This window comes from Thiohalomonas denitrificans (assembly GCF_900102855.1).
In the GTDB taxonomy this organism is placed as follows: domain Bacteria; phylum Pseudomonadota; class Gammaproteobacteria; order Thiohalomonadales; family Thiohalomonadaceae; genus Thiohalomonas; species Thiohalomonas denitrificans.
In genome coordinates, this window is the sequence record NZ_FMWD01000002.1 from 392,045 (window position 1) to 406,668 (window position 14,624).

Below are 14,624 nucleotides of genomic sequence, written 5' to 3' on the forward strand. Positions count from 1 at the left end.
GGTAGGAGGCGCGCCCTCGCGGCGATTTTCGTCACGAAGAGCATCGCGCCGGGGCGGCCCTCCTACCGGGAACGGAGGAGATAGTCCCTTCGCAAGAATCCTCAAACCGTGGTCCCCATGTTCCCCGTGGTTACCAGTTCTTCATTGATGCGGGCCTGCGCAGCAGGAAGATACGGCTCGCAAATGCGGAAGGTACGTCATTGCACCTTCCTGGCGGTTTATGGGTAGAATTCCAGCCTGTTTCCAAGTTCGGAAGAACGCATGAGCGAAGCGAGTCTGATCGGCGTCGAACACCTCTACCGATACTTCGGAACCCACTGTGCGGTAAATGGGATCAGTTTCGAAGTGCGTCGCGGTGAGGTGCTGGGGTTCCTCGGCCCCAACGGGGCCGGAAAGTCGACCACCATGCGCATGCTTACGGGCAACCTGGCACCCAGTGCAGGCCGCATCACGGTCGGCGGAATCGATCTCCTCGAGCATCCCAAGCGGGCCAAAGCGGCCATCGGCTATCTCCCGGAGCAGCCGCCGCTCTATCGGGAGCTCACGGTCAATGAATACCTGACCTACTGCGCACGGCTCCACCGTATCGAGCGCGCCCGCATCCCGGCGGCGCTCGCCGCCGCAAAGGAGCGCTGCGGCCTGACGGAGAGCGGCGATCGGCTGATCGGCAATCTCTCCAAGGGCTATCAGCAGCGAGTGGGTATCGCTCAGGCCATCATCCACTCCCCGGATGTGGTGGTGCTCGACGAGCCCACCGTAGGTCTCGACCCCATCCAGATCCGCGAGATTCGTGCGCTGATCCGGGAGCTGGGCGGGGAACACAGCGTCATCCTCTCCACCCATATCCTGCCCGAGGTGCAGGCTACTTGCGATCGGGTGCAGATTATTCATCAGGGCGAACTGGTAGTGAGCGACACCATCGCCGGACTGGAGCAGCGCATGCAGACCTCACGGCTTACCATCGGCCTGCATCGGCCGCCTGATATCGACACCCTGCGGGCCATCGAGGGGGTTCGGTCGGTGGAGGCCGAGGGGACCGATCGCTTTCACATCGGCCATTACCCGGCCGAGAGTCCCGCCGAAGCACTGGCCCTTGCCGCGGCCCGGGAGAACTGGGGTCTCTATGAGTTGATCCCCGAGCGCCGCTCCCTGGAGGATGTGTTTGTCGATCTGACCACCTCGGAGTCCGGGAGAGAGGCGGCATGATGGTCGGACACATTGCGGCGCGGGAGCTGCGCAGCCTGTTTCTCTCCCCACTGGCCTGGTCGGTGCTGGCCGTGGTGGAACTCATCCTGGCCTACCTGTTTCTCAGCCAGGTGGATGAATACGCCAGGATTCAACCCCGGCTGGCGCAGATGGAGAGCGCCCCGGGGCTGACCGAGGTCGTGGCCGGACCGGTTTTCGGTATCGCTGCGGTGGTTCTGCTACTGGTAGCACCGCTTCTCACCATGCGTCTGATCAGCGAGGAGCGGCGCGGGGGCACACTGCCACTACTGCTCTCGGCACCGGTCTCCATGACCGAAATCGTTCTGGGGAAGTATCTGGGGGTGATGGCCTTCTTCATGGTCATGATCGGGCTTATTGCTCTCATGCCGCTGTCGCTGATGCTCGGCGGCACGCTGGATTTCGGTCTGCTGGCCGCCCAGGTACTGGGACTGACGCTGATGCTGGCGGCCTTCGCCGCGGCGGGGCTGTTCATGTCCACCCTGACGGAGCAGCCCACAGTGGCGGCCGTGGGCAGTTTCGGGTTTCTGCTGCTGCTCTGGATCCTGGACTGGGCGGGCGGCACGGGCAGCGACAGCCTGTTCACCTATCTCTCGCTACAGCGCCACCACGAAGCCCTGCTGAGGGGGATCTTCGACACCAGCGACCTGGCCTATTACCTGCTGTTTATCACCACTTTCCTGGTACTCAGCATCCGCCGGCTGGATGCCGAGCGCCTGCAGGGATAAAGGGCTGTAACCACAGAGAACACAGAGAAAGCGAGCGGGACTGGCCCGGCATGCAGCTTGAAAGAGATAAAGCCCCAGCTGTCAGTTTTTGAAATTATTCCTCTGTGTCCTCTGTGGTAAACAATTCAGTGGTAATAAGAAAGCGAGACCGCTAGATGGATATCGACCGTAACAGCCGACGCCGCCTCCGGGTTCAGAACTGGATTTTTGTAGTGCTGTTCCTGGTGGCCATTGGCCTGGTCGGCTGGCTCAGTACCCGCTACCACCTCCAGGCCGACTGGACCGCCAGCGGCCGCCACACTCTCTCCGAGGCCAGCAAGCAACTGCTCGAAGGCATGGAGGGGCCGGTGACGATCACCGCGTTTGCACGGGAGAGTGGAGCCTCACAACTGCGTCCCCGCATTCGCGAGATGATCGAGCGATACCGGCGCCACAAGGCCGATCTCTCCCTGGCGTTCGTCGACCCGGACCAGCACCCCGACCGGGTCCGTGCCCTGGGCGTCAGGGTGGACGGCGAACTGGTGGTCGAGTACCAGGGCCGCAGGGAGAATCTCACCACGGTTGGCGAACAGGCACTCACCAACGCCTTGCAACGATTGGCCCGCGGCGGCGAACGCCGTGTGCTGTTTCTCTCCGGACATGGCGAACGCAGCCCGGGAGGCGAGCGTAATTTCGATTACGGCCAGTGGACCGCCCAGCTGCAGCAGAAGGGGATCCGCTTCGATACCATTAACCTGAGCATTACACCGGCGATCCCGGAAGATGCCGCAGCGTTGGTCATTGCCGATCCGCGTCAGAAGCCTCTGCCCGGCGAAGCGGCCCTGATCGAGAACTGGGTCGCCGCGGGCGGCAACCTCCTGTGGTTGCGCGAACCGGACGGCGCCAGCGGCTTCGAGGCCCTGGCCGAACGGCTCGGCGTAACCCTCGGCGACGGTACGCTGGTCGATCCCACCGGCCAACAGCTCGGCATCGACCACCCGGCCTTCGTGGTGGTGGCGGAATATCCGGACCATCCGATAACCGGCGACCTCTCCTCTCTCACCCTGTTCCCCATCGCCGGTTATCTGGTCACCGGTCAGAGCGACTTCCGGTTCCAGCCGATCCTGCAGACGCTGGAGCGCAGCTGGGCGGAAACCGGAGAGCTGGAAGGCGCCATTGAGCACGACAAAGGCGAATTATCCGGCCGGCTGCCCCTGGGTGTGACCGCTACCCGGAACCTGGCGGACAAAAATGGAGCCGAATCGACCCAGCGTGTTGCGGTTGTAGGCGATGCCGACTTTCTCTCCAATCAGTATCTCGGCAACGGCGCCAACCGGGAGCTGGGCAACCGACTGGTGAACTGGCTCAATCACGATGACGCCTTCATCTCCATCCCGTCCCGCACGGCACCCGACGTTTCGCTCACCCTCACCCCGATGATCTCGGCAGTGCTCGGATTCGGGTTTCTGCTGGTATTGCCGCTGGGGCTGGCGGGAACCGGGGTGTTTATCTGGTGGCGACGCCGTAAACGGTAGGTGCCATGAAGTCACGAACGCTGATCAATCTGGGGCTGCTGATTCTGGTAGGAGTCCTCACCGCGCTGGTCCTCAGGGAGCCCGGAAAAGAGGCCCCGCCCGAGCCCGAGCGACTCACGGCATTGAACCCGGCGGAAATCCGGCAGGTGCGAATCGAGCGCGTGGGGCAGGAGATGGTGGCCGCGGAGCGTGGCGAGGATGGCGAGTGGCGACTTACAGCACCGCGCGGGCTCCCCGCCAACGGCCATCGCCTCGATGCCCTGCTGAAGGTAGCCGAAGCGGCGACCCGGAGCCGCTTTCCGGTTGAGAGTAATCTGGAGGCGTACGGCCTCTCGGAACCCCGGGTCCGGTTGCAGTTGGACGATGTCACACTCACCTTCGGCGATACGACGCCGATCGACCAGCACCGCTACGTGCGCCGCGGTGAAACCATCTATCTGGTTGGCGATTCCTGGTTTTATCATCTCATCGGCGACATCGGGACCTTCGCCAGTCATCGACTGCTGCCGGACGCTGCCGACCTGGAGGCGATTTCGCTGCCCGGCCTGAATCTGCGCCAGCGGAATGGCAAGTGGGAAACAGCGCCCGAAGCACCGGACACCTCAGCCGACGCCGTGGCCCGGTTAGTCGACAACTGGAGGCACGCCCGCGCCATCGAAGTGAAAGAGTGGGACGCGCCCCTTCCCGAAGGGGAGACCATCCGGGTGAATCTGGCCGGGCAGGCCGACCCGGTGGAGTTCATCATCGCCTCCCGCGAACCGCAGACGGTGCTGGCGCGCCCGGCCTGGCGCCTGACGTATCATCTGCCCGATTCCGTGGCCAAGGGGTTGTTCTCCCTCCCCGAACTGCCGCAAGAGCGATGACCACAGAGGGCACCGAGATCCATATTCCCCCTGCCCCGCTGGTTCAGCTCTGTGGTAAAACCCATCGCCCCCGGGTTCTCCGTGTTCTCTGTGGTGCGCAGCAAAAATAGCGAGTAGCCCCGGTGCCTGAACTTCCCGAGGTGGAGACCACCCGGCGCGGCATCGCGCCGCACATCACCGGCCGCCGCATTCTCACGGTCGAGGTACGCGAGCCGCGTCTGCGCTGGCCGGTGCCTTCCGACCTGCAGAAGCGGGTGGCGGGACAGCGGGTAACGGAGGTGCGCCGGCGCGGCAAATACCTGCTGCTGATGCTGGAGCGGGGCAGCATCATCCTGCACCTCGGCATGTCGGGCAGCCTGCGGGTGCTGGAGGAGCCGCTGACGCCGGGCCGGCATGACCATGTGGACCTGGTCTTTACCGAAGGCCTGCGTCTGCGACTGACCGACCCGCGCCGCTTCGGTGCGCTGCTGTGGACCGATGGGCCGCCGGAGAGCCACAAGCTGCTCGCCGGTCTGGGGCCCGAACCCCTGAGTGATGCCTTCGATGGCGATTACCTGTTCCGCCGCTCCCGCGGGCGGCGCGTGCCGGTCAAGGCCTTCCTGATGGATGCGAGAGTGGTAGTCGGGGTCGGTAATATCTACGCCAACGAGGCGCTGTTCATGGCCGGGATCCGTCCCGACCGACCGGCCGGCGGCATCTCCCGCGCCCGCTATCTGCGCCTGGCGGAGCAGGTGCGCAGCATCCTCGAACAGGCCATCATTCAGGGCGGCACGACGCTGCGTGACTTCACCGACAGCCAGGGCCGCCCCGGCTATTTCGCCCAGAGCCTCGCCGTCTACGGCCGCGGCGGCCTGCCCTGCCCCGCCTGTGGCGCACGGCTCCGTGAAGTACGCCTGGGACAGCGATCGACGGTTTTCTGCCCGCACTGCCAGCGGTAGGTCCTGGGTGTACCACTGAGAACACAGAGCTTGAACCACGGGGGAGCACGGGGTTTTATAAGAGAATTCAGCTCTTTGTCTTCAGTGGCAAGTAGTCTCTTGCAGGGTAAACGCCTACTCACATTTTTGGCGCTGCCGACCCCTCCTATTTAGGGCTTACATCGCTGGCTGCGAAGTATGCGGTTGCTCTACTCTGTGGCCTCTGTGGTTAAACTGTTTTTCGCTGTAAACTGGCGAGCCGCTTTCGAACCCGATAAAGCCTCTCCATGTCGACAGCCGACAATATTTTTGCCTCTCCCGATCGCCTGCGCCATGCCTTCGAGAAGGGCCTGGGCCGGCTGCTGGAACGGGACACCCTGGGGCCGTTTATCCTGGCCACCGCCAATGCCAGTTTCGAGCCGGAGCTCTGGAACTCGCTGCGACCGGCACTGGAGGAGCGCTTTGAGGAGCTGAGCACCGATTACCGCGCCCGGCTGCTGGGCAACGGCACCATCCCGGATGGCGATGAAGACCTGACCGTTTTCCTGAAACTGGCCTTTCTCGGCTTCAACACCCTGGAACCGACCCGGTTCCGACAGGCCGGTCCCTGGGAGGTGCAGTTCAATCCGTTGCGCGCCTTTCGTCCCCAGCGCATGAGCACCCAGTCGGTTGATGGCATCCGCAAGCCGTTCAATCCGGACGGATTCCATTTCAACAAACCCTTCATGGAGAAGGAGATCCTCTGGGAGGGCGATCTGGGCGGCAGCGAGGCGGCGCTCTATTACAACAAGTACCCCTTCGTCGACCGACACGGCCTGCTGGTGCCCGAACGCCACCAACAGCACCCGCAGTTTCTTACCCCGGCCCTACATGACTTCGCCTGGAAACAGACGGCGCGGCTGGGTGAGACGCTGCCGGGAGTGGGGCTCGGCTACAACGCCTACGGCGCCGGCGCCTCGGTCAACCACCTGCATCTGCAACTGTTCGTCCGTGACACACCGCTCCCTATAGCCGACCCGCACTTTTCTCACAACGGCGGCAGCGAGCCCTATCCGGCTCACTGCATGGCCCTGGACGATGCAGAGGAGACCTGGCAGCAGGTCGAAGCGCTGCACCGTGCGGGTATCGCCTACAACCTGCTCTACCTTCCCGGCCGCGCCTACCTGCTGCCCCGTCGCACCCAGGGCAGTTTTGCAATGCCTGACTGGTGCGGCACCTGCGCGTGGTACGAAATGGCGGGCGGCATGGTCACCTCCAACCGGGAGCTGTTCAGCGCCCTGACCTCCAGCGATATCGCCGGTCTGCTCAGGGAAGCGACCATCTAGATTGGTCAATCCATATCAGGAGCCGTACCCCCTGCTGCGCCGGCCCGAATCGATGAAGAACTGGTAACCACGGGGTACACGGAGACCACGGGGTGAAAACCAGTTGTTCGGTTTTTTTCTCCCCCGTGCACCCCGTGTTCCCCGTGGTTCGAAATTCAAGGGGTGAATTGTTACGTTCTTCAGGAGCCGGTCCGACAATAGCAATGGGCTCCAAAAGGTAGGTTGGCGCTGAGGAACGAAGCAAAATAAAACCCAGCGTTGGGGTTCGCATAACTCAACCAACCTACAAAAAACCATGTTCTCCGACAGGCCCTCAGGCAAACCGTTGCAGAACCGCGCGGTTGTGACTATTCGTTAGGGAGGCAGAAGAAAAGCCGCTTACCGGTCGCAGGAGCAAAAATGGTATCGCTGTCACGGATGACCGGGGCCCTGGCCCTGCTGGCGCTTGCCGGGGGCTGTACGGGACCACAGTTCACCGAGCCACCCACCGTCAGTCTGTCGGACGCCGAGCAGGCTTTGGAAGAGGCCCATGCCACCCGTGCGGCGGAGTTCGCTGCGCTGGAGGTGCAGATGGCCGAAGACAAGCTGAAACAGGCCCGCTCCATCGCCGCGTCGGAAGAGCCCTCGAACCGCTCCCGACACCTTGCAGAACAGGCCGAGATCGACGCGCGCCTGGCGATCATGAAGGCAGAGACCGAACGCCTGCAGCAGATAAAGAGACAACTGGAAGAGAATATCGAATTGCTGCGCGAGGAGTTGGACTCATGAAGCGAATCCCTGCACTCCTTGCCGTCGCGCTGGTTTCCGCCTGCGCCAGTGCCCCCACCCACAGTACGCCGGAGCTGGACGAAGTCCGGGCCACCTACCGGGCCGTCTCCGACGTACCCGAGATACGCGCAAACGCCGCCTATTTCCTGCACCAGGCGGATGCGGCCATCGCGCGTGCGGACAACACCCTCGATACCGCCGAGTATGACCACCAGATCTACATGGCACGGCGGTACCTGGAAATGGCGCAGGCGGCCACCAAGCGTGAACTATCCGAACGGGAGGTCGAGCAGCTTACTGAACAGCACAATCAACTGCGCAGGGAGTTGCGCACCGAACAGGAGGCGGAAAACGCCCGCCGCTCAAAGGTGCTGGAGACGGAGCTGGCCGCCATGGAGGCGACACGGGTCGAGCGCGGCATCATGGTGACCCTCCACGACCTCCTTTTCACCCCGGGGCGCGCCGATCTGTCCCCGTCGGCCAGGGATGAACTGAGGAGCGTCAGCAATTTTCTCCGCAACCATCCCGACCGTGTCCTGGTGGTGGAGGGGCATACCGACGGCCTCGCCAATACGAATTACAACCGGATGCTCTCCAAGGGACGGGCCTACGCCGTCAAGCAGGCGCTGGTCGCACAGGGTATCGACCCGGATCGCATTATCAGCCGCGGCTACGGAGAGGCCCGTCCCATCGCCAACAACCGGACCGAGTCCGGACGACAGCTGAACCGGCGGGTCGACCTGGTGATCCTGGCTGAAGGCACGGCGCCGCCGGAGCCCGGCGAGACGAACTGATTCGCAGGCCGTGATGCGGCTGCGGTTCAGCGGGCCACGGCCGCACCTTCGCCGCGCGGATCGCTGGCAGCTTCCACGCGCTTTCCCCGACGATCCCAGACCAGGCCCTGCATATTGCCCCAGGTGCGCTCCGACGCCTCCAGCGTGTGTCCCATCTCCTCCAGCGCCTGAAGGGTCGTCGTGCTGAATGCTTCCGGTTCGTGAAACACCCGATCGGGCAGGTATTGGTGATGAAAACGGGGGCGGCTTATCCACGCCTCGGGGTCTTTTCCTTCGGCAAACTCCAGGATCCCCAGAAGCACCATGGTGATAATACGGCTGCCGCCGGGTGTGCCGAGCACAGCGATACGGTCGGCGTTCCGGACGAAGGTGGGGGACATGGAGGAGAGCGGGCGCTTGCCGGAAGCGATGGCGTTGGCCTCGGCGCCGACCAGACCATAGGCATTGGGCACGCCGGGCTTGGCGGAAAAATCGTCCATTTCGTCGTTCAGCAGTACCCCGGTCCGTTTCGACAGAAATCCGGAACCGAACGGATAGTTGATGGAGAGCGTGGCGGCGACGTAGTTGCCATCCGTGTCGAGGATGGAAAAGTGGGTGGTGTCACGGCCGGTGGAGGCATGGGTGAATCCAGGCAGCATGGCGCTGGGAGTCGCCTTTTCCGGATGAATGGCGGCGCGCAGTCCAGCCGCATAATCCGGATCGGTCAGCCGGGCCAGCGGCATCTCCACAAAATCGGGGTCACCCAGGTATTCGGCGCGGTCACGATAGGCGCGGCGCATCGCCTCGACGATCAGGTGCGTGCGCCTGGCCGGCTGCAAGCCGGAGAGGTCGTAGCCGGAGAGGATGTTGAGCATAGTGACCAGTGCCACGCCTCCGGACGAAGGCGGCGCGGCGGAAATCACATCCAGGCCCCGATAGCGACCGCGAATCGGGGCACGCTCGATAACCCGGTAGTTCTCCAGGTCCTCCAGGGTCCAGATACCGCCCGCCTCCCTGACGTCGGCAACCAGTGCTGCCGCCAACTCTCCACGATAGAAACTCTCGGCCTCACTCTTGGCGATGGACGTCAGCGTCCGCGCCAGCTCCGGCTGTCGGATCCGGTATCCGAGCGGCGGCACTTCATCGTCCGTCAGGAAGGTAGCGGCGGCGGGAAACTCGCGCAGGACATCCCGGCGAAAGCGGGCCATACGCCGATAGTGCGGGGTCACTTCGAAGCCCTGCCCGGCATGGCGGATGGCCGGCCCCATGCTCATCTCCATCGGCAACCGACCGTACTGCCCGGCGATGTGCGCCAGGGCGGCCGGTTCGCCCGGAATACCCGCCGCCAGCGGACCATCCATGGACCGTGTACGCACCACCTCGCCTTTATCATCCAGATACATGTCCCGGTGCGCTGCCAAGGGGGCAACTTCACGGCCATCGATCATCACATCGCGGTCATCGGAGGCCCGGTGCAGCAGCCAGAAGCCGCCCCCGCCGATCCCGGAACTGTAGGGCTCCACCACGGCCAGTGCGGCACTCACCGCCACCGCAGCATCGAAGGCGTTGCCGCCCCTCTCCAGCACCTCGAAACCCGCCTCGGTCGCCAGCGGGTGAGCACTCGCTATCGCCGCCTTGGGTGGACCGGCCTGAACGGAGCCGACAAAAAGAACCAGCAGGACGAAAAGAAAGCGCACCCGCGCCATGGCAGACCTCCGTAAGCGTTTTCCGAAGCTTAACGGATCTCCAACCCCTATTTCTCACCGCAAAGGCGCAAAGCACGCTAGAACACCAATACTTCGAAAGCTTCTTAAACGGTGCACTGAAGCAATGCCCGTGATACTCGATATCGCTGCCCTGATTTACAACGTCTGTTTTCTTTGCGCTCTTTGCGTCTTCGCCTACATGGATGTAGGTGAGGGGCGTGAGCAGGAGCGGAAGCTTTGCGGTTAGGGCTGTGAGAAGTTCGGGCCAACCGTCTGACCTACAGCGCTCTGCGTCCTCTGCGCCTGGAAATAGGTTCCAGACATTTTCAACCGACTACATCCATGTAGTCGTCTGCGGTGCGATCCGGCCCTGCAAACGAAAAAAGCCCCACTAGCGGGGCTTTTTGCAAAGATCGGTGTGCTACTCAGGCGCTCTGAAGCTTTTCGTACTTCGCCTTCAGCTGACCTTCGTCTTCTTCGTGCTCAGGATCCACCAGGATGCAATCGACCGGACAGACTTCGATGCACTGCGGCTCGTCATAGTGGCCCACACACTCGGTGCACAGCAATGGGTCGATCTCGTAGATCTCATCACCCTGTGTAATGGCCCCGTTGGGGCATTCGGGCTCACATACATCGCAATTGATGCACTCGTCGGTAATCATCAACGCCATGAAATCATTCCTCCTCGTCAGCCTTAGAGCGGCGAATTCGTCGTATATTAGCGCAATCTATTATTGAGCGCAGCCTTCACCTCCGGATGAACGAATTCCGAGATGTCCCCGCCAAGACCGGCAACCTCCCTGACCAGGCTTGAGGAGATATAGCTGTACTGCTCCGCCGGCGTCAGAAACAGCGTTTCGACATCCGGCGCCAACCGGCGGTTCATGCCGGCGAGCTGAAATTCATATTCGAAATCGGAGACCGCGCGCAGACCGCGCAGGATCACCTGTGCATCGCGCTGCCGGACATAGTCGGCCAACAGGCTGTCGAATCCGCAAACCTCTACACTCTCCATTCCGACCAGGGCCTGCCGGGCAAGTTCCACTCGCTCTTCCAGTGAAAAAAGCGGGGTCTTCTTGGGGTTGGCGGCGATGGCCACAATGATGCGGTCAAACAGCCTGGCCCCGCGGCTGATCAGATCCGTATGGCCGTTGGTGATGGGATCAAACGTGCCGGGATAGATGGCGATAATATGCATGGTCGGTTCCTGCGCCGAAGCCGAACATGATACAGCAGCGGGCGGTCGCAGGCCAAAATTCCTCTAGAGCACCGAACAGGTAAATTCCGAGCAGGGTGCAACTCATTGATATTGGGGCGTCGGCCGCACGGACGCGGCCGTCGAGCCTACAGGGACGTATTCATGGCACCCCCAATATCAATGAGTTGCACCCGTCCCACCGTTAGCTGATCGGTGCTCTAGGGCGGATTAGGCGGTTTCAATCAACTGGTACTTCACCTGCCCGGCGACGCGGTGCTTGAGCTCCTGCCATCCGTCCGGCAGGGCCGGCGGGTTTTCGGCATCGGACTCGCTCTCCAGATAGATCCGGGCCCTCGGAGCAAGCCAGCCGCGCTGGTCCAGCAAGCGCAGGGAGGGCTCCAGCAAATCATGCCGAAACGGCGGGTCCAGGAAGACAATATCGAAGGGCCGGCCACCGCCACGCAGGTAATTGAGGACATCGGAGCGGACCACGCGACCGTCCCGGGAATTCAGCAGCGCAAGATTCTCCTCCAACTGGCGGGCGACTTTGGGCGCGGAATCCACAAACACCACCTCGGCGGCACCGCGCGAGAGGGCTTCCAGACCCAGGGCACCGCTGCCCGCGTAGAGATCCAGACAGCGGGCGCCTTCCACCCGGCCCTGCAGCCAATTGAAAAGCGTCTCGCGGACCCGGTCCGGGGTGGGCCGCAGACCCTCCACGTCCGGAAACGAGAGTCGGCGGCTGCGCCACTCGCCACCGATAATGCGCAAACTGCCGTTATTGCCCTTAACCGCCATCGCTCCTTCCCACGGTAACCACCAGCAGGGAATCGGGATCGACTCGGCGCTGAAACGCCTCGCGGATCGACTCCGGTGTGACTGCAGAGACCCGCTCAATGAACCGGTCCAGATAGTCCAGCGGCATATCGTAGAAGCCGATCATGGAGATATAGCTGGCGATCTCGCTGTTGGAGTCGATATCCATCGGGAAACCACCGGTGATGTTCTTTATCGCCCGGTCCACCTCATCATCGGAGGGCCCCTCGGCGACAAACTCCGCAAGGGTCTGGCTCAGTACGTCCAATGCCTGTTCGGCATTCTCGTTGGCGGTCTGCAGACTGAGGATGAACGGACCCCGGGCCTCCATCGGTGAAAAACGGCTGGAGGCGCTGTAGGCAAGCCCCCGCTTCTCCCGTACCTCCTGGGCGACCCGGGATACCAGACCGCTGCCTCCGAGGATATGGTTACCCACGTAGAGTGGGAACCAGTCTTCGGCACCGCGAACCACCCCAAGCTGCCCCATCCAGACGTGGGTCTGACTGGATGGGTGCTGCAGACTTGCTCGCGCATCGGCCTTGAGCGGTTCGGGCGCAGGCAGTGGCTGCGTCGGCTCACCGGCGGCCAGACGATCGGTAATACGGTTCGCCAGACGTTCAGCCACGTCCCGTTCGATATCGCCAACGATCGCCACTGTGGCATTGTTTGCCACATAGTAGCGCTGGTAGTGCGCCCGAATGGCCTCCTGATCCAGCTGTTCCAGTGAGGCCTCCGTCCCAAGGACCGGGTTGGCGTAGGGATGCTCCCCGTACAGATCGGTGTAGAAGCGCTTCTTGGCGATCTCGCCCGGCGACTGCTCCTGGCGCTTGAGGGCAATCAGCATCCGCGCCCGCTCCCGATTCAGGGCGTCCACAGGGAATTCCGGCTCCCCCAGCACATCCGCAAAGGTATCCACCGCCTGCTCGAGCCGTTCCGGCTCCATGAGGGATCGCAGACTGAAGATGGACATGTCGCGCAGTGCGCTATTGGAAAACCGTGCCCCCACTGAGTCGAACCGCTGCGCGATGGTATCGGCATCCATACCCGCCGCCCCTTCGCTCATCAGGGCGTTGGTGAGCACGCCGACACCCAACTGTTCGCCATCGCGGCTGGCACCCGCAGCAAACACGACCCGCACATCCACCATCGGCAGTTCCGGGGCGTGTACAAAGTAGACCCCGGCGCCATTGTCGGTACGCCAGTTCTGGATTTCGGGTACGGCCTGACTGACGCCGGACCAGCCGAACAGTAAGACAGCCAGCAGCAGCGGCAGGGCGCCTGGATTAATTGTGCGGGGCATCGAGACTCGCTCCTTTGGTGTCGCGGGCTTGGGGTTCGGAGGGCTGCGGGTTCAGCCGGGCAATGGTCAGGGCATCGGCCTTCAGATACTCACGCGCCACCTGCTGCACCTGTTCCGGCGTCACCGCCTCGACTCTGTCCACATACTCCTCGGCCGTCTCCCAGCCCAGGCCGACCGACTCCAGGGAGCCAATCTGTCTCGCCTGGTAAGAGACCGAATCGAGCTGGTAGACGTTCGATGCCGTTACCTGCGCCTTGATACGCTCCAGTTCCCCGGCTTCCACAGGCTGATCGCGGAGCCGCCGAATCTGCTCGAGAAGAGCCTGCTCCAGTTCATCCACCGTATGCCCCTGCGCGGGTACGCCACTCAGGGTAAGCAGTGAGTCCCGTGCCGCATAGAGGTTATAACCGGCACCGGCGCTGGCCGCAATCTGCTGGCCACGTACCAGATCCCGGGTCAGACGGGCACTGTCGCCGCTGTCCAGTACCGAGGCGAGCACTTCCAGCGCATAGGGCTTCCACGATTCCCCGGCACTCTTCAGAACGGGCACCTTGTAGCCCATCAGGAGAACGGGATTCTGCGCCGGCGCCTCTACCTCGATTCGTCGGACTCCTTGCTGCGGGGGCTCCCGGCGCGGCTTGGGGGGGCTGATATCGCTCGGCTGGAGTGGACCAAAGTGCTTTTCAGCCTCCGCGAACACCTGCTCCGGGTCCACATCGCCCACTACCACCAGGGTGGCGTTGTTGGGGGCGTACCACTTGGCATACCAACGCTTCAGGTCGTCGATGCTCAGATGCTGCAGATCATCCATCCAGCCGATGACGGGTTGCCGGTAGGGACCGGCCTTGAAGGCCGTGGCCATGAAAGTTTCATAAGTCAGGGCGTTCGGCTGATCGTCAGTGCGAAGCCGCCGCTCTTCCATGACGACCTGTGCCTCTTTCTCGAAGTCCTCCTGCTTCAGCAGCAGGTTGCGCATCCGATCGGCCTCGAGCTCGAAACTCACCGGATAGCGGCTCGCCTCCAGTTGCTGGTAATAGGCGGTGTAGTCGCGGGAGGTAAAGGCGTTCTCGGAGCCGCCGTTCGCGGCGATGATGCGGGAGAACTCGCCATCGGGGTACTCGGGCGTCCCCTGGAACATCATGTGTTCCAGCACGTGGGAGACGCCGGTGATACCACCGTACTCGTAACTGGAGCCGATCTTGTACCAGACTTGGGAGACGATCACGGGTGCCCGGTGATCCTCGCGAACGATGACCTTCATCCGGTTGTCGAGAACCCGTTCATGGGTACGCTCCCCGTTGGAGACCAGCGCGGCGCTGGCCGGTCCGGCTGCAAGAAACAGAGAAAACAGCAAAATCACAACTTTGTGCATGTAAAAAACCATCCTCAAACGGAGATACGAGGTAAAAGATACGAGATACTAGACTGAATAACGTCACGGATTAACCGCAAAAAAAAGATTAACCGCAAAAATGCCTTTTGCGGTCTC

The 14,624-nt window shown here is 62.5% G+C and carries 15 protein-coding genes; 9 read left to right on the forward strand and 6 right to left on the reverse strand.

Translation table 11 applies throughout. The features are described 5' to 3' along the window. Positions 1-261: 261 nt before the first annotated feature. From BLP65_RS04415 to BLP65_RS04450, 8 genes are all read left to right on the forward strand, one after another. Positions 262-1,206, forward strand: a complete 945-nt coding sequence (locus BLP65_RS04415) for an ABC transporter ATP-binding protein (protein ID WP_092993009.1) — start codon at positions 262-264, stop codon at positions 1,204-1,206. Further along, positions 1,203-1,952 (forward strand): ABC transporter permease subunit, encoded by a 750-nt coding sequence (locus BLP65_RS04420; protein ID WP_092993011.1) that lies wholly within the window; start codon positions 1,203-1,205, stop codon positions 1,950-1,952. Before BLP65_RS04415 ends, BLP65_RS04420 begins: the two co-directional genes overlap by 4 nt. 155 nt (positions 1,953-2,107) lie before the next feature. Continuing rightward, positions 2,108-3,466: a GldG family protein gene (locus BLP65_RS04425; protein ID WP_092993013.1), complete on the forward strand. Its 1,359-nt coding sequence runs from the start codon at positions 2,108-2,110 to the stop codon at positions 3,464-3,466. A gap of 5 nt (positions 3,467-3,471) precedes the next feature. After that, entirely contained in the window at positions 3,472-4,329 is an 858-nt protein-coding gene (locus tag BLP65_RS04430) for a DUF4340 domain-containing protein (RefSeq protein ID WP_092993015.1), read from the forward strand. 122 nt (positions 4,330-4,451) lie between these two features. Beyond that, entirely contained in the window at positions 4,452-5,267 is an 816-nt protein-coding gene (mutM, locus tag BLP65_RS04435; protein WP_092993017.1) for a bifunctional DNA-formamidopyrimidine glycosylase/DNA-(apurinic or apyrimidinic site) lyase, read from the forward strand. Between the two features lie 266 nt (positions 5,268-5,533). Further along, positions 5,534-6,571 (forward strand): GDP-D-glucose phosphorylase 1 family protein, encoded by a 1,038-nt coding sequence (locus BLP65_RS04440; protein ID WP_092993019.1) that lies wholly within the window; start codon positions 5,534-5,536, stop codon positions 6,569-6,571. 399 nt (positions 6,572-6,970) lie between these two features. Next, entirely contained in the window at positions 6,971-7,339 is a 369-nt protein-coding gene (locus BLP65_RS04445; RefSeq protein WP_092993021.1) for a DUF4398 domain-containing protein, read from the forward strand. Beyond that, positions 7,336-8,133, forward strand: coding sequence for an OmpA family protein (locus BLP65_RS04450; protein WP_092993023.1), 798 nt, complete (start codon positions 7,336-7,338; stop codon positions 8,131-8,133). Before BLP65_RS04445 ends, BLP65_RS04450 begins: the two co-directional genes overlap by 4 nt. A gap of 26 nt (positions 8,134-8,159) precedes the next feature. Here the strand turns inward: BLP65_RS04450 and ggt are convergent, their stop codons facing one another. Next, complete coding sequence (gene ggt / locus BLP65_RS04455) at positions 8,160-9,818, reverse strand: gamma-glutamyltransferase (protein WP_092993025.1); 1,659 nt, start codon at positions 9,816-9,818, stop codon at positions 8,160-8,162. Positions 9,819-9,942: 124 nt separating this feature from the next. Here ggt and BLP65_RS17285 point away from each other — a divergent pair, with 124 nt between their 5' ends. Then, complete coding sequence (locus BLP65_RS17285; RefSeq protein WP_281180144.1) at positions 9,943-10,065, forward strand: hypothetical protein; 123 nt, start codon at positions 9,943-9,945, stop codon at positions 10,063-10,065. Between the two features lie 178 nt (positions 10,066-10,243). On the opposite strand, the gene BLP65_RS04460 is transcribed toward BLP65_RS17285, so the two are convergent. The 5 genes from BLP65_RS04460 to BLP65_RS04480 all read right to left on the reverse strand — a co-directional run bounded on the left by BLP65_RS04460 (position 10,244) and on the right by BLP65_RS04480 (position 14,507). Then, positions 10,244-10,492, reverse strand: coding sequence for a YfhL family 4Fe-4S dicluster ferredoxin (locus tag BLP65_RS04460; protein ID WP_092993027.1), 249 nt, complete (start codon positions 10,490-10,492; stop codon positions 10,244-10,246). 47 nt (positions 10,493-10,539) lie between these two features. After that, complete coding sequence (gene coaD, locus BLP65_RS04465) at positions 10,540-11,019, reverse strand: pantetheine-phosphate adenylyltransferase (RefSeq protein ID WP_092993029.1); 480 nt, start codon at positions 11,017-11,019, stop codon at positions 10,540-10,542. 228 nt (positions 11,020-11,247) lie between these two features. Continuing rightward, complete coding sequence (gene rsmD, locus BLP65_RS04470) at positions 11,248-11,817, reverse strand: 16S rRNA (guanine(966)-N(2))-methyltransferase RsmD (RefSeq protein WP_092993031.1); 570 nt, start codon at positions 11,815-11,817, stop codon at positions 11,248-11,250. Then, entirely contained in the window at positions 11,807-13,135 is a 1,329-nt protein-coding gene (locus BLP65_RS04475; protein WP_092993033.1) for a M16 family metallopeptidase, read from the reverse strand. Before BLP65_RS04475 ends, rsmD begins: the two co-directional genes overlap by 11 nt. Continuing rightward, positions 13,119-14,507, reverse strand: coding sequence for a M16 family metallopeptidase (locus BLP65_RS04480; RefSeq protein ID WP_092993034.1), 1,389 nt, complete (start codon positions 14,505-14,507; stop codon positions 13,119-13,121). The genes BLP65_RS04475 and BLP65_RS04480 overlap by 17 nt, the downstream gene beginning before the upstream one ends. Positions 14,508-14,624: the final 117 nt, after the last annotated feature.

Coding starts and splice junctions, on each gene's coding strand:
- ggt (WP_092993025.1), bottom strand. CDS start 9,818: ATGGCGCGGGTGCGCTTTCTTTTCGTCCTGCTGGTTCTTTTTGTCGGC.
- BLP65_RS04440 (WP_092993019.1), top strand. CDS start 5,534: ATGTCGACAGCCGACAATATTTTTGCCTCTCCCGATCGCCTGCGCCAT.
- BLP65_RS17285 (WP_281180144.1), top strand. CDS start 9,943: ATGCCCGTGATACTCGATATCGCTGCCCTGATTTACAACGTCTGTTTT.
- BLP65_RS04475 (WP_092993033.1), bottom strand. CDS start 13,135: ATGCCCCGCACAATTAATCCAGGCGCCCTGCCGCTGCTGCTGGCTGTC.
- BLP65_RS04415 (WP_092993009.1), top strand. CDS start 262: ATGAGCGAAGCGAGTCTGATCGGCGTCGAACACCTCTACCGATACTTC.
- BLP65_RS04480 (WP_092993034.1), bottom strand. CDS start 14,507: ATGCACAAAGTTGTGATTTTGCTGTTTTCTCTGTTTCTTGCAGCCGGA.
- coaD (WP_092993029.1), bottom strand. CDS start 11,019: ATGCATATTATCGCCATCTATCCCGGCACGTTTGATCCCATCACCAAC.
- BLP65_RS04430 (WP_092993015.1), top strand. CDS start 3,472: ATGAAGTCACGAACGCTGATCAATCTGGGGCTGCTGATTCTGGTAGGA.
- BLP65_RS04420 (WP_092993011.1), top strand. CDS start 1,203: ATGATGGTCGGACACATTGCGGCGCGGGAGCTGCGCAGCCTGTTTCTC.
- rsmD (WP_092993031.1), bottom strand. CDS start 11,817: ATGGCGGTTAAGGGCAATAACGGCAGTTTGCGCATTATCGGTGGCGAG.
- BLP65_RS04425 (WP_092993013.1), top strand. CDS start 2,108: ATGGATATCGACCGTAACAGCCGACGCCGCCTCCGGGTTCAGAACTGG.
- BLP65_RS04450 (WP_092993023.1), top strand. CDS start 7,336: ATGAAGCGAATCCCTGCACTCCTTGCCGTCGCGCTGGTTTCCGCCTGC.
- BLP65_RS04460 (WP_092993027.1), bottom strand. CDS start 10,492: ATGGCGTTGATGATTACCGACGAGTGCATCAATTGCGATGTATGTGAG.
- BLP65_RS04445 (WP_092993021.1), top strand. CDS start 6,971: ATGGTATCGCTGTCACGGATGACCGGGGCCCTGGCCCTGCTGGCGCTT.